Origin of the sequence: Streptomyces sp. 6N223, assembly GCF_052246635.1 — a bacterium.
Taxonomy (GTDB): domain Bacteria; phylum Actinomycetota; class Actinomycetes; order Streptomycetales; family Streptomycetaceae; genus Streptomyces.
Map to the genome: position 1 here is coordinate 20861 of NZ_JBQQCA010000027.1, position 13358 is coordinate 34218.

Genomic DNA, 13358 nt, shown 5'->3' on the forward strand with positions numbered 1-13358 from the left:
GGCCGGGTGGGCAGGGCCTAGCAGCAGCCCCGGTAGTGCATGCGGTTCGGGTCGCCGTAGGTCTCCTCCATGCGGCGGCGTTCGAACTCGCGCCGCGTGGGCACCGGGCAGCCCGGATGCTCGCGGCGCAGCCGCTCGGCGTACCGCTCGTACGCCGTCTCGCCGGTGAACTCGCGGACGTACCACCACAGCCGCCGGGCCAGGCCCTGCCGCTCGGTCGTCTGCCCTGTCATTCGCGGACCTCCTCTCGTTCGGTCTCTCGCCCGGCCTGAGGAATCCCGCCGCCGGGGCCGACGCCGGCGGCGGTGAGTTCGGCGCGTTCCTCCTTGGTCGGGATGAGCCCGGCCGGGGCGACCAGCCGCGACTCCTGGTGCGGGGTCTCCGCCAGCTTCACGGACTCCGGGTTGCGGATGGCCTTGACGCAGGCCCGCAGCGAGTCGGCGACGATGACCACGACCAGCAGGGCGAGCCCGGCGGAGAGGACCGCGTCCACCATCGAGTTGTTGGCGATGGTGTGCATGTCGTCCATGTCCTGGGCGGGCGGCAGCACCTCGCCGGCGTCGATGCCGTCCTGGTACACGTCGTACTGGCTGAGGAACCCGACGCGCGGGTCGCCGGAGAAGACCTTCTGCCAGCTGGCGGTGAGGGTGACCATGCCCACCCACACCATGGGCAGGGCCGTGACCCAGGCGTACCTCAGCCGCCCGGACCGGATCAGCACCGTCGTGCTGACGGCCAGCGCGACGACGGCGAGGAGCTGGTTGGAGATGCCGAAGATCGGGAAGAGCGTGTTGATGCCGCCCAGCGGGTCGTTGACGCCGACCCACAGCAGGTAGCCCCACATGCCGACGACGATGGCGCTGGTGAGCCATACGCCGGGCAGCCAGGCGGTGGAGCGGAAGCGTTCCAGCTTCGGGTGGGCGTTGGCGATGCCGTCCTGGAGGATGAAGCGGCCCACGCGGGTCCCGGCGTCGACGGCGGTGAGGATGAACAGCGCCTCGAACATGATCGCGAAGTGATACCAGAAGCTCATCATGCTCTCGCCGCCCACGAAGTCGGCGAGGATGCCCGCCAGGCCGAGGGCCAGTGTGGGGGCACCGCCGGTGCGGGACAGCAGCGACTCCTCCTCGACCGACTCGGCGGCCTGGGCGAGCTGTTCCGGGGTGAGGGTGAAGCCCCAGGAGGTGATGGTGTCGGAGGCCGACTGGAGGGTGTCGCCGATCATGGCCGGCGGGGAGTTCATCGCGAAGTAGAGGCCGGGGTCCAGGATGCAGGCCGCGGTGATCGCCATGATCGCCACCGAGGACTCCATCAGCATGGCGCCGTAGCCGATGGCGCGGACCTGCGTCTCCTTCTGGATCATCTTCGGGGTGGTGCCGGAGGAGATGAGGGAGTGGAAGCCGGAGACGGCGCCGCACGCGATGGTGATGAAGACGAACGGGAAGAGCGAGCCGGCGAAGACGGGGCCGTCGCCGCGCGAGGCGAAGTCGGTGACCGCCTCCATCTTCAGGCTGGGCAGCACCACCACGAGCGCGACCGCGAGCAGCGCGATGGTGCCGATCTTCATGAAGGTCGACAGGTAGTCGCGCGGCACCAGCAGCAGCCAGACCGGCGCCACGGACGCGGCGAAGCCGTAGACCACCAGGCAGATGACGAGGGTGTCGGGGTCGAGGGTGAAGGCGTCGGCCATGCCGGAGTTGGCCACCCAGCGGCCGGAGGCGATGGCGAGCAGGAGCAGCGCGACGCCGATGACGGTGACCTCGGCGACGCGGCCGGGCCGCAGGTAGCGCAGGTAGACGCCCATGAAGAGGGCGATGGGGATGGTCAGCCCGACGGAGAAGGTGCCCCAGGGGGACTCGGCGAGGGCGTTGACCACCACCAGGGCCAGCACGCCCAGGAGGATGATCATGATGACGAAGACGGCGACGATGGCGGCGATGCCGCCGACCGGGCCGATCTCCTCGCGGGCGATCTGGCCGAGGGACTTGCCGTCGCGTCGCGTGGAGAAGAACAGCACCACCATGTCCTGGACCGCGCCGGCGAAGATCACGCCCGCGACGATCCATATGGTGCCGGGCAGGTAGCCCATCTGCGCCGCCAGCACCGGCCCGACCAGCGGCCCGGCTCCGGATATGCCGGCGAAGTGGTGGCCGAGCAGCACCCGGCGGTCGGTGGGGTGGTAGTCCAGCTCGTCGTTGAGCCGCTCGGCGGGCGTGGCGCGGGTGTGGTCGGCCCGCAGCACGCGGGTGGCGATGAAGCGTGAGTAGAAGCGGTACGCGATGGCGTACGAGCCGAGCGCCGCGGCCAGCATCCAGGCGGCGGAGACGTCCTCGCCGCGGGCCAGCGCGAGCACGGCCCAGCCGATCGCGCCGACCAGCGCCACGGCGGTCCAGACGGCGACGGAGCGGGGGCTGAGCCCGCCCAGCGCCCCGGGTGCTCCCGGCTCCCGCACTTGACTTCGTTGTCCCGCCATGGGGTCCCGTCCTCCCTGCCCGTCCTGCCTGGTCCCTAGCCCCTGACAGACGCGGAATGTAGGACACCCGGGGCGCCGCTGGCTAGACGCTGGGGGATCTTTCCCTCACGGATCCGCTAGCTGGAGGGGCGAGGTCGCTCCAGGTTGGCGACAAACTTGTACCGGTCGCCCCGGTAGACGGAGCGGACCCACTCCACCGGCTCGCCCTCGGTGTCGCGGGAGTGGCGGGAGAGCATCAGCATCGGCAGGCCGACGTCGGTGCCGAGCAGCCCGGCCTCGCGCGGGCTGGCCAGGGCGGTCTCGATGGTCTCCTCGGCGCGGGCGAGGTGCACGTCGTAGACCTCGGCGAGCGCCTCGTACAGCGAGGTGTAGCGGACCAGGCTGCGGCGCAGCGCCGGGAACCGCTCCTGGGACAGGTGGGTGGTCTCTATCGCCATCGGCTCGCCGTTGGCCAGCCGCAGCCGCTCGATGCGCAGCACGCGCCCGCCGGGCCTGAGGTCCAGGATCTGGGCGAGCCGCTCGTTGGCGGTGATGTAGCCGATCTCCAGGAGCTGGGAGGCGGGTTCGAGGCCCTGGGCGCGCATGTCCTCGGTGTAGGAGGTCAGTTGCAGGGCCTGGGAGACCTTGGGCTTGGCGACGAAGGTGCCCTTGCCCTGGATGCGTTCGAGCCGTCCCTCGACGACGAGCTCCTGGAGGGCCTGGCGCACGGTGGTCCGGGAGGTGTCGAACTCGGTGGCCAGCGAGCGCTCGGGCGGCACCGGCGTGCCCGGCGGCATGGTCTCCGTCATCTGCTGGAGGTGCCGCTTGAGGCGGTAGTACTTCGGAACGCGTGCGGTGCGGGCGCGTTCGGTGCCGTCAGCCGACGGGCCCGACGGTCCGGTGACGCCGGCGGGCGTGGCCCCGTCCCTCGCCATGGCGCCCCTCCCTGCTGGTCGTCTCTGTGGTGTGCCGTCAACGGCTCCTGAAGAACAGCGCAGCTCACATCGTGGCACGTGCCACTCGGGCACGCCGCCCCCGGGCAGATGTCGGTCCGGTAACGGACGTCTCCCGCCGCTCGTGGAGCCTTGACACGCCCAATGGTCTAGTCCAGGCTCCCTGGCCAACTGGTCTAAACCTCTTGTTTTCCCACCATAGGCGCCGGAAGCGGGCGCCGAGGAGGTGTTGTGAAGCGCACACGGTTCGGGAGGACCGCCCTCGCCATGGCGGCCTTGGCGGCGACGGCCACGGCCTGCGGCGACGACGGCACCGGCGCCACCGGCGGGGGCGGCGACGACGGCTCCCTCACCGTCTGGCTGATGGACGGCTCCGCCCCCGAGAGCTGGGTCGCCGAGCTGAACGAGGCGTTCGAGCGCGAGCACGGCGTCGAGGTCACCGTCGAGATCCAGCAGTGGGACGGCATCCAGGACCGCCTGACCACCGCGCTGTCGGAGGACGGCACGGTCGACGTGCTGGAGATCGGCAACACCCAGACCGTGGGATACGCCGCCACCGGCGGCCTGACCCCGCTCGACGCGCACCTCGCCGGACAGCCGTGGAACGACGCCATGCGCTCCTCCGCCGAGGTGGACGGCACCCTCTACGCCGCGCCCTGGTACGGCGCGAACCGCGTCGTGATCTACGACAGGAGCATCTGGGCCGAGGCCGGGGCCGAGGTGCCCGCCACCCGCGAGGAGTGGATCGACGCCCTGGAGGCGATCGAGGAGAACACCGACGCCGAGCCGATCTACCTCCCCGGGCAGAGCTACTACGTGCTCGGCGGCTTCATCGCCGACGAGGGCGGCGACTTCGCGGTGGCCGACGGCGACGGCTGGCGTGGCGCACTCGACACCCCGGCCGGCCGGGCGGGCATGGACTTCTACGCCGAGCTGCAGGCGTTCTCCACCTCCCCGACCGACAACGACGAGGCCAGCCCGCAGCAGTCCACCGAGGTCATCCCCAACCAGGAGGTCGCCTCCTGGATCGGCCTGGGCTGGGAGGCCGCCGGCGCCGCCGCCGCGATCGAGGAGCGCGGCGGCGAGGCCGACTTCGGCTACTTCCCGATCCCGGGCACGACCGCGGAGCGGCCCGGCCACGTCTTCATGGGCGGCTCGAACCTCGCCGTCTCCGAGCGGGCCGGGAACAGGGAGATGGCCGTGAAGTGGCTGCGCATGGCCACCTCCCGGGAGTGGGCGCAGCGCTTCGTCGACGCGCTGGACGGCGGCGTGGTGCCCGCCCGCACCGACGTCACCGCCGAGCCGGCGCCCGGCAGCTTCGCCGAGGCCATGGTCCGCTCCGCCGACGTCGGCTGGCTGCCGCCGCTCACCACGGGCTGGGCGAACGTGGAGACCGAGCCCAACCCCATCAAGGAGCTGATGACGGCGGCCCTCGACGGCGGGGACTACGCCGAGGCGGCCGAGGCCGCCGACGACGAGATCACCACCCGCATCAACCGGGAGTGAGCCGGCCATGACCGTGCAGACCGAGGAGGCCCCGCCCCGGCCGCCGGGACGGCCGCGGGCGCGCCAGGCGCCGCCCCGGCGCGCGGGCCGCCGCCTGCCTCCCGGCTGGCTGCCCTACCTGCTGCTGGCCCCGGCGGCCGCGGCGACGGCGGCGGTCCTCGGCTACGCCCTCGTCCGCAACGTGCTGATCTCCTTCCAGGAGTTCGGCCGCACCCAGCTGATCTCCCGCACCACCGAGTGGACGGGCCTGGACAACTACCGCCTGGTCCTGGAGAACGAGCGCTTCTGGGACGCCCTGGCCCGGACCGTCGTCTTCATGGCCGCCAACGTCGTGCTGATCATGGTCATCGGCACCCTCGTCGGCCTGCTGCTCACCGCGCTGGGGCGGCGGATGCGCCTGCTGCTCTCCGCCGCCCTGGTGGCCGCCTGGGCCATGCCCGTCATCGCCACCACCACGGTCTTCCGCTGGCTGTTCGACACGCAGTTCGGCGTCGCCAACTGGGCCATGCGCGGCCTCGGCCTCTCCGGCTACGAGCAGCACAACTGGTTCGCCTCCGGCACCTCCACGCTCGCCATCGTCACGGCCCTGATCGTCTGGGCCTCGGTGCCGTTCGTGGCGCTCAACCTCTACGCCGGGCTGACCACCGTCGGCGGCGAGATCGTCGAGGCGGCCCGCGTGGACGGCGCCTCCGGCCGGCGGATCTTCTTCTCGATCCTGGCCCCGATCATGCGGCCGTTCTTCCTCATCACGACCTTCCTGGAGATCATCTGGGTCTTCAAGGCGTTCGTGCAGGTCTACGCCATGAACGGCGGCGGCCCCGGCCGCGCCTCCGAGACGCTGCCGGTGATGGCGTACATCGAGGGCATGGGCCAGAACCAGTACGGCACCGGGGCGGCGATCTCCGTGCTGACGCTGCTGATCCTGCTGGTGGCCCTGTCGTTCTACTTCCGGCTCATCCTCACCCAGGAGAAGGAGCGGCCCGCATGACGGCGCCGGCCCCGGCCCGCAGGCTCGCGACCAACGCCGTGGCCCTGGCGCTGTCGGCGGTCTTCCTCTTCCCCGTCTACTGGATGGTCGCCACCTCCTTCAAGCGCGAGACCCAGGTCCTCACCCGCGACCCCGTCTTCCTCTTCACCCCGACCTTCGAGCACTACGGCACGGCCACGGGCGTGGAGCTGTTCTGGACCTACGTCCGCAACAGCCTCGTCGTCACCCTCGGCGCGGTGCTGCTGGCGCTGCTGGTCGCGCTCGCCGCCGCCTTCGCCCTGGCCAGGATGGAGTTCCGGGGCAGGCGCGCCATGGTGCTGGCGGTGATGACGGCCCAGATGGCGCCCTGGGAGATCCTCATCATCGTCATGTACCTGAACGCCCGGGACCTGTCGATGCTCAACAGCCTGGGCACCCTGACCCTCGTCTACTTCGTCATGGCCCTGCCCTTCACCATCTGGACGCTGCGTGGTTTCATCGCCGCGGTGCCCAAGGAGCTGGAGGAGTCCGCGATGATCGACGGCTGTGACCGGCCGCAGGCGTTCCGCCGCGTGATCTTCCCGCTGCTGGCCCCCGGCCTGATGGCGACCTCGCTCTTCGGCTTCATCCTGGCCTGGAACGAGTACGCCATGGTGCTGGTGCTGAACAAGTCGCCCGACGCGGGGACGCTGCCGCTGTGGCTGACGCGGTTCCAGACCAACTTCGGCAACGACTGGGGCGCCACCATGGCCGCCTCCTCGCTGTTCACCGTGCCGGTGCTGATCGTCTTCCTCCTCCTCCAGCGACGGGTGACCGGCGGGCTGACCGCGGGTGCCGTGAAGGGATGACGCGTGAGTGACCCCGTGAGCGACGCACGCGCGGCTGCCGGGCCGCGGACAGCCACGATGCCCGAGGACTGCCGCGCGGGCGACGGCGTTCACAGCCGCTGCCGCGGCGGGGCGAACCGGGAGACGCGGTGACCGACGCCGTGTCCCGGGACGCGCTGGCCGTCCTGCACCCGGCCTTCACCGGCACCGACGCCCCGCCCGGGTGGCTGCTGCGGCTGCTGGAGGAGGGGATGACCGGCGTCGGGGTCTTCGCCCGCAACATCGTCGACGACGGGCAGCTCGCCGCCCTCACCGGACGGCTCCGCGCGGCCCGGCCCGAGGCGCTGGTCGCCATCGACGAGGAGGGCGGCGACGTCACCCGCCTCGAGGTGCACGCCGGATCATCCTTCCCCGGCAACCACGCGCTGGGCGCCGCCAACGACGCCGAGCTCACCCGCGCGGTCGCCACCGAGACAGGACGCCGCCTCGCCGCATGCGGCGTCACCGTCAACTGGGCGCCCTGCGCCGACGTCAACTCCGACCCGGACAACCCGGTGATCGGGGTGCGCTCCTTCGGCGACGACCCCCGCCTGGTCGCCCGCCACACCGTCGCCTACGTCGACGGGCTGCAGAGCACCGGCGTGGCCGCATGCGTCAAGCACTTCCCCGGGCACGGCAACACCAGCGTCGACTCCCATCTCGCGCTGCCGCGCATCGACGTCGATCCCGACACCCTCCGCGCCCGCGAACTCGTGCCCTTCCGGGCCGCCGTCGCCGCCGGCGCCCGCTGCGTGATGAGCGCCCACATCCTGCTGCCCGCCCTCGACCCCGAGCGGCCCGGCACCCTGAGCCGGACGGTGCTGACCGGGCTGCTGCGCGCCCCGGCCGCCGAGGGCGGCCTCGGCTTCGACGGCGTCGTCTACACCGACGGCATGGAGATGCGGGCCGTCGCCGACACCTACGGCCTGGCGCGCGGCAGCGCGCTGGCCATCGCCGCCGGGGCCGACGCGGTCTGCGTCGGCGGCACCCCCAGCGACGAGGCCCAGGTGCTGCACCTGCGCGACGCCCTGGTGGCGGCCGTCCGCGGCGGCGAGCTGCCCGAGGAGCGGCTCCACGACGCCGCCGAGCGCGTGCGCGCCCTCGGCCGCTGGGCCGCCCGGGCCCGCGACACCCCGCAGGCGCACGCGGGGCCCAGTCCGGAGATCGGCCTCGTCGCCGCCCGCCGCGCGCTGCGCCTGACCGTCCCGGGGGACGGCCGGCCGCATCCGCCGCTGACCGCGCCGCCCTACGTCGCCGCCTTCACGCCCGTGGCCAACATCGCCGTCGGCCGCCGCACCCCGTGGGGCGTCGCCGCCGAGCTGGACCGGCTGCTGCCGGGCACCAGCGGCGGCGAGCACGCCCAGGACGAGGCCGAGGAGCGCGGTGCCGAGGCGACCGCCGCCGCGATCCTGCGCGCCGCCGGCGACCGCCCGGTCGTCGCCGTGGTCCGCGACGAGCACCGCCACCCCTGGATGGCGGCCTCGCTGCGGGCCCTGCTCGCCGCCCGCCCCGACACGGTCGTGGTCGAGATGGGCGTGCCCCACGCACCCCCCGCCGGCGCCCTGCACGTCGCCACCCACGGCGCCGCCCGCGTCTGCGCCCAGGCGGCCGCCGAGGCCCTCACCGGAAGCCTGCACGAGTAGCACCACCAGCACCACCACGCGCACCACCGGCAGCACCAGGCAGCACCAGGCACCAGGAAGGAATCCCATGCCCGAGCCCCGGCCCGGCCAGCTGATGTCCCGGGAGATGGCCGAGCAGCCCGAGGTGCTGCGCCGGCTGCTCGACGAGGGCGCCTCTCCCATCCGCGAGGTCGCCGGTCGGATCGCCGCCCGCCGCCCGCGCTTCGTGCTGCTGACCGCCCGCGGCACCTCGGACAACGCCGCGCTGTACGCCAAGTACCTCCTGGAGATCCTGCTGGGTCTGCCCTGCGGCCTCACCTCCATGTCCACGACGACCGCCTACGGCGCCCGCCCCGACCTCACCGACTGCCTGGTGATCGCGGTGAGCCAGTCCGGCGGCTCCCCGGACCTGGTCGCCTCGACCACCGCCGCCCGCGAGGCGGGCGCCATCACCCTCGCGGTGACCAACAACGCCGACTCACCGCTGGCCGCCGCCGGCGAATACCACGTCGACGTGCTGGCGGGGCCCGAACGGGCCCTGCCGGCCACCAAGACGTACACCGCCGAGTTGCTGGCGCTCTACCTCCTCGTCGAGGGCCTGCGCAGCAACGGCCCGGCCCCGGCCGCCGCCCGGCTGCCCGAGCTGGCCGCCCGGATCCTCGCCCGCGAGGAGGAGGTCAGGACCCTGGCGGGCCGCTACCGGTTCGCCGAGCGCATGGTCATCACCTCCCGTGGCTACGGCTATCCGACCGCCAAGGAGGCGGCGCTGAAGCTCATGGAGACCAGCTACATCCCCGCCCTGTCCTACTCCGGGGCGGATCTGCTGCACGGCCCCCTGGCCATGGTGGACAACGTCTCGCCGGTGATCGCCATCGTGACCGACGGCAGGGGAGGGGAGGCCCTTCGTCCGGTCCTCGACCGGCTGCGGGACCGCGGCGCCGACCTGGTGGTCATCGGCCCTCCCCTCCAGGCCGAGGCCGCCTCCGCCGGCTTCGCCCTGCCCACCGAGGGCGTGCCGGAGGAACTCCAGCCCATCCTGGAGATCCTGCCGCTCCAGCGCCTCGCCTACGAGATCACCCTCGCCCGCGGCCAGGATCCCGACGCGCCCCGCGCCCTGGCGAAGGTCACCAGGACCCGCTGACCACTACGGCCGGCGTCACAGGAACTGGCCGCCGCTGGCGTCGACCACCTGCCCGGTGACCCAGCGCCCGTCCGCCCCGGCGAGGAAGGCGGCGACGGCGGCTATGTCGTCGGCCTGGCCGACCCGGCGCAGCGGAACCGACCCCGCGAACGACCGCTGCGTCTCCTCCTCGCGCAGCCAGTGGGCGTTCATGTCCGTGTCGACGGCGCCCGGGGCGACGGCGTTGACCGTGATGCCGCGCGGCCCGAGCTCCTGCGCCAGCGTGGCGGTGAAGGCGTCGATGGCGCTCTTGGTCATCGTGTACGCGATCAGGTCCGGCATCATGGCGCCGCGCGTGCTCAGCCCGGTGGACAGGTTGATGATCCTGCCGCCGTCCCGCAGGCGCTCAAGCGCCAGCTTGGTGACGAAGAACGGCGCCCTGGCGTTGACCGCGAAGAGCCGGTCGAACTCCTCCGGCGTCGTGCCCGCGATGCCCGGCTGGCGCGAGGCGATCCCCGCGTTGTTCACCAGGATGTCCACGCCGTCGGCGTGCTCGTCGAACGCCGCCCACAGCTCCTCGGCGTCCCCCGGAACGCCCAGCTCCGCCCGGACGGCGAAGGCGCTGCCGCCCGCCGCCTCGATCGCGGCCACCGTCTCCTTCGCCGCCGTCTCGCTCCTCCCGAAGTGCACCCCGACCCGGGCGCCCTCGCGCCCCAGCCGCTCGGCGATCGCTCGCCCGATGCCCCGGCTGCCGCCGGTGACCAACGCCGTCCTGCCCGCGAGCGTGCTCATCGCGCCGCCCAGCCTTTCTCTAGTGGCCGTTACAAAAAGCACCCTAGCAAACTTTTTGAAGCGACCGCTACACAATCTAGAATCGCACCCATGGCCCCCTCGAAACCCCGCGGGAGACCCCGCTCGTTCGACCGGTCCGCCGCCCTGGAGCGCGCCGTCCGGCTCTTCTGGGAGCACGGATACGACGCCACCTCCATCTCGGACCTCACCCGCGCCATGGGCATCGGCGCGCCCAGCCTGTACGCCGCCTTCGGCGACAAGAAGACCCTCTTCGAGGAGGCCGTCGAGTCGTATGTCCAGCGCTACGGCGGCTTCATGCCCCGCGCGCTGGAGGAGGAGCCGACCGCCCGCCGGGCCATAGACCGCACCCTGCGCGAGGCCGCCGCGGAGTACACCACCCCCGGCCGCCCGCCCGGCTGCATGGTGATCACGGGCCCCGGGTTCAGCGCGGAGACCTCCGAGGAGATCGCCGCCATGATGCGCGCCAAGCGGGGGTGGAACGCCGTCGCCTTCGAACGCCGCATCCGCGCCGACGTCGAGGCCGGGGTGCTCCCGGCCGACACCGACGCCCGCGGCCTGGCGCGGTTCTCCGCGGTGGTGATGCAGGGCATGAGCCAGCAGGCGCGGGACGGCGCCACGCGCGAGCAGCTGGAGAAGGTCGCCGAGGCCGCGATGCGCGCCTGGCCGGCGTAACCCGCACCCGAAACACCCACGGGCCGCGGCGCCGGGGAGGGACCCTCAACCCTCTCGGCACCGCAGCCCGGAGCGATGCGGACCCTGGGCGCCGTCAGGGCAGAGAGCGCCGGGCCCCGCTCTGCCCTCCTGTGCGGGGAGGACAGAAGCCTGATGCGGTCGGCCCATTCTGGACTCGGCCCGCCGTGCATGTCCATGCCCTGAACGCACTTCCCCGGCGAACGCCCCGCGGCCTGCCGTTTTCACGCAGGTAAGCTCGCGAGTGTGCCCTCCATGAACGATCTCGTGCGCCAGCACACCGACCTCGGGGACCGCGACCTCGAGTGGCTCCACCTGCTGGTCTCCGAGTGGCAGCTGCTCTCCGACCTCTCCTTCGCCGACCTGGTGCTGTGGCTGCCCACGTCCGACGGCACCCGGTACATCTCGGTCGCCCAGATGCGGCCCAACACCGGCCCCACCTCCTACCAGGACGACATGGTCGGCCACCACGTGCCGCGCGGCCACCGCCCGCTGCTGGACGTGGCCCTGGACGAGGGGCGGATCGTGCGCGAGGGCGACCCGGAGTGGCGCGAGGAGGTGCCGGTGCGCATCGAGTCCATCCCGGTGCGCCGCGAGGACCGCGTCCTCGGCGTCATCGCCCGCAACACCAACCTCCTCACCGTCCGCACCCCCAGCCGCCTGGAGCTCACCTACCTCCAGAGCGCCTCCGACCTGGCCCAGATGATCGCCGGCGGCACCTTCCCCTTCCCCGGCCAGCAGGTCGGCATGGACCGCGCCCCGCGAGTCGGCGACGGCTTCATCCGCCTCGACGCCGAGGGCGTCGTGCAGTACGCCAGCCCCAACGCCCTCTCCGCCTACCACCGCCTCGGCCTCGCCACCGACCTGGTCGGGCTGCCACTGGGCCAGACCACTGCCGACCTCGCCCCCACCCGCGGCCCCGTCGACGAGTCCCTGGTCAAGCTCGCCAGCGGGTGGGCGCCCCGCGAGGCGGAGATCGAAGGCGACGACTGCGTCGTGCAGTTGCGCGCCATCCCCCTCAAGCCCAAGGGCGAGCACATCGGTTCGCTGATACTGCTGCGCGACGTCACCGAACTCCGCCGCCGCGAGCGGGAGCTGATCACCAAGGACGCCACCATCCGGGAGATCCACCACCGGGTGAAGAACAACCTCCAGACCGTGGCGGCGCTGCTGCGGCTCCAGTCCCGCCGCATCGGCGCCAGCGGCGACGACCGCGCCCGCGCCGCCCTCGACGAGGCCGTGCGCCGCGTCGGCTCCATCGCCATCGTGCACGAGACCCTCTCCCAGAACCTCGACGAGCGCGTCGAGTTCGACGAGATCGCCGACCGCGTCATCGCCATGGTCGCCGACCTCTCGCCGGACGGCCGCGTCACCGGCCACCGCCAGGGTCACTTCGGCATCCTCGACGCCGAGACCGCGACCCCGCTGTCGATGGTGCTCACCGAGATCCTGCAGAACGCCCTGGAGCACGCGTTCGGCCCGGGCGAGCGCGGCACCGTCGAGGTCAGCGCCACGCGCTCGGAGCCCCCGCGCGGCGAGACCGGCCGGCTGCTCGTCACCGTGCGGGACAACGGGCGCGGCCTGCCGGAGAGTTTCGACCCGCGTAGCGACGGCAGCCTCGGCCTCCAGATCGTGCGCACGCTCGTCGAGGGGGAGCTGGGCGGCGGCTTCGACATGGTCCGCGCCGGCGAGGGCGGCACCCGCGTCATCGTCGACCTCCCGCTCACTCACCACAAGCGGTGACACCAAACGGCTGAGCCCCGGCCCGGGGTGACTGGTGCTCCGGGGCGGGGCTCAGAGTGCTCGCGGTTGTTCGCGTATGCACCGTGGGTCGGTGCTGCGTGCTGCGGCTCGGGGCAGCAAGTGGCGGTGGCGGGTGCGGTCGCGGCCGTGACGGCCGCCGGGCGTGGCCGTCAGGCGCTGGCCTTCCGCGCCCGGTTCCGAGCGGCGCGGCGCTTCATGGCGCGGCGCTCATCCTCGCTCATCCCACCCCAAACGCCGGAGTCCTGGCCGGACTCCAGGGCCCACTGCAGGCACTGCTCCATGACGGGGCAGCGGCGGCAGACGGCCTTGGCTTCCTCGATCTGCAGCAGCGCAGGACCGGTGTTGCCGATGGGGAAGAAGAGCTCGGGGTCTTCCTCGCGGCAAACGGCGCTGTGACGCCAGTCCATGTCTGCTCCATCTCCTGCATGTTGCAGTAGCTTGCTTGTGAATGTGAACGCTTTCACGAATCCCCACACAAAGAACGAGCCAACGCTCAGGCTTCAGGGAGGGGGGTTCGGACTCTCAAGGGGGCCGAAGAGCTCGGCCGTCCCGATCGCCATGTAGAGGTTCGCAAACCTCGGCGGCGGATACAACCCCTTCTGGAA

The 13358-nt window shown here is 72.4% G+C and carries 12 protein-coding genes; 7 read left to right on the forward strand and 5 right to left on the reverse strand.

Annotated features, from left to right (window positions below; genetic code table 11):
- Positions 1–17: 17 nt before the first annotated feature.
- The 3 genes from ACTWQH_RS18040 to ACTWQH_RS18050 form a co-directional block, all read right to left on the reverse strand.
- A complete protein-coding gene (locus tag ACTWQH_RS18040; protein ID WP_443287623.1) occupies positions 18–233 on the reverse strand; it encodes a YbdD/YjiX family protein in 216 nt (71 codons plus the stop codon).
- Positions 230–2473, reverse strand: a complete 2244-nt coding sequence (locus tag ACTWQH_RS18045) for a carbon starvation CstA family protein (RefSeq protein ID WP_443287624.1) — start codon at positions 2471–2473, stop codon at positions 230–232. Before ACTWQH_RS18045 ends, ACTWQH_RS18040 begins: the two co-directional genes overlap by 4 nt.
- A 116-nt stretch (positions 2474–2589) precedes the next feature.
- Positions 2590–3387, reverse strand: coding sequence for a GntR family transcriptional regulator (locus ACTWQH_RS18050; RefSeq protein ID WP_443287625.1), 798 nt, complete (start codon positions 3385–3387; stop codon positions 2590–2592).
- A 249-nt stretch (positions 3388–3636) separates the two neighbouring features.
- Here ACTWQH_RS18050 and ACTWQH_RS18055 point away from each other — a divergent pair, with 249 nt between their 5' ends.
- The 5 genes from ACTWQH_RS18055 (at position 3637) to ACTWQH_RS18075 (ending at position 9507) form a co-directional block, all read left to right on the forward strand.
- Positions 3637–4911, forward strand: a complete 1275-nt coding sequence (locus tag ACTWQH_RS18055) for an extracellular solute-binding protein (RefSeq protein WP_443287626.1) — start codon at positions 3637–3639, stop codon at positions 4909–4911.
- A 7-nt stretch (positions 4912–4918) separates the two neighbouring features.
- Complete coding sequence (locus ACTWQH_RS18060) at positions 4919–5899, forward strand: carbohydrate ABC transporter permease (protein WP_443287627.1); 981 nt, start codon at positions 4919–4921, stop codon at positions 5897–5899.
- Positions 5896–6726 carry a carbohydrate ABC transporter permease gene (locus tag ACTWQH_RS18065; protein ID WP_443287628.1) on the forward strand — a complete coding sequence of 277 codons (831 nt, stop codon included), beginning with the start codon at positions 5896–5898 and terminating at the stop codon, positions 6724–6726. The genes ACTWQH_RS18060 and ACTWQH_RS18065 overlap by 4 nt, the downstream gene beginning before the upstream one ends.
- Before the next feature lie 128 nt (positions 6727–6854).
- The gene (locus tag ACTWQH_RS18070) at positions 6855–8387 is read left to right on the forward strand and encodes a glycoside hydrolase family 3 protein (RefSeq protein ID WP_443287629.1); all 1533 of its coding nucleotides are present in this window, start codon (positions 6855–6857) and stop codon (positions 8385–8387) included.
- Between the two features lie 67 nt (positions 8388–8454).
- On the forward strand, positions 8455–9507 hold the full coding sequence (locus tag ACTWQH_RS18075) for an SIS domain-containing protein (RefSeq protein ID WP_443287630.1): 1053 nt from the start codon (positions 8455–8457) through the stop codon (positions 9505–9507).
- A gap of 15 nt (positions 9508–9522) precedes the next feature.
- Here ACTWQH_RS18075 and ACTWQH_RS18080 read toward each other — a convergent pair whose 3' ends face one another.
- A complete protein-coding gene (locus tag ACTWQH_RS18080; RefSeq protein WP_443287631.1) occupies positions 9523–10278 on the reverse strand; it encodes an SDR family oxidoreductase in 756 nt (251 codons plus the stop codon).
- A gap of 90 nt (positions 10279–10368) precedes the next feature.
- Here ACTWQH_RS18080 and ACTWQH_RS18085 point away from each other — a divergent pair, with 90 nt between their 5' ends.
- Together ACTWQH_RS18085 and ACTWQH_RS18090 are read left to right on the forward strand one after the other, a co-directional pair.
- Positions 10369–10971: a TetR/AcrR family transcriptional regulator gene (locus ACTWQH_RS18085; protein WP_443287632.1), complete on the forward strand. Its 603-nt coding sequence runs from the start codon at positions 10369–10371 to the stop codon at positions 10969–10971.
- Between the two features lie 273 nt (positions 10972–11244).
- Positions 11245–12732: a sensor histidine kinase gene (locus ACTWQH_RS18090; protein WP_443287633.1), complete on the forward strand. Its 1488-nt coding sequence runs from the start codon at positions 11245–11247 to the stop codon at positions 12730–12732.
- 170 nt (positions 12733–12902) lie between these two features.
- On the opposite strand, the gene ACTWQH_RS18095 is transcribed toward ACTWQH_RS18090, so the two are convergent.
- Positions 12903–13160, reverse strand: coding sequence for a WhiB family transcriptional regulator (locus ACTWQH_RS18095; RefSeq protein WP_059012246.1), 258 nt, complete (start codon positions 13158–13160; stop codon positions 12903–12905).
- Positions 13161–13358: the final 198 nt, after the last annotated feature.

Excerpts from the sequence above, each read along its gene's own strand:
- ACTWQH_RS18040 (WP_443287623.1), bottom strand. The coding sequence starts at position 233 with ATGACAGGGCAGACGACCGAGCGGCAGGGCCTGGCCCGGCGGCTGTGG.
- ACTWQH_RS18045 (WP_443287624.1), bottom strand. The coding sequence starts at position 2,473 with ATGGCGGGACAACGAAGTCAAGTGCGGGAGCCGGGAGCACCCGGGGCG.
- ACTWQH_RS18050 (WP_443287625.1), bottom strand. The coding sequence starts at position 3,387 with ATGGCGAGGGACGGGGCCACGCCCGCCGGCGTCACCGGACCGTCGGGC.
- ACTWQH_RS18060 (WP_443287627.1), top strand. The coding sequence starts at position 4,919 with ATGACCGTGCAGACCGAGGAGGCCCCGCCCCGGCCGCCGGGACGGCCG.
- ACTWQH_RS18065 (WP_443287628.1), top strand. The coding sequence starts at position 5,896 with ATGACGGCGCCGGCCCCGGCCCGCAGGCTCGCGACCAACGCCGTGGCC.
- ACTWQH_RS18075 (WP_443287630.1), top strand. The coding sequence starts at position 8,455 with ATGCCCGAGCCCCGGCCCGGCCAGCTGATGTCCCGGGAGATGGCCGAG.
- ACTWQH_RS18080 (WP_443287631.1), bottom strand. The coding sequence starts at position 10,278 with ATGAGCACGCTCGCGGGCAGGACGGCGTTGGTCACCGGCGGCAGCCGG.
- ACTWQH_RS18085 (WP_443287632.1), top strand. The coding sequence starts at position 10,369 with ATGGCCCCCTCGAAACCCCGCGGGAGACCCCGCTCGTTCGACCGGTCC.
- ACTWQH_RS18090 (WP_443287633.1), top strand. The coding sequence starts at position 11,245 with ATGAACGATCTCGTGCGCCAGCACACCGACCTCGGGGACCGCGACCTC.
- ACTWQH_RS18095 (WP_059012246.1), bottom strand. The coding sequence starts at position 13,160 with ATGGACTGGCGTCACAGCGCCGTTTGCCGCGAGGAAGACCCCGAGCTC.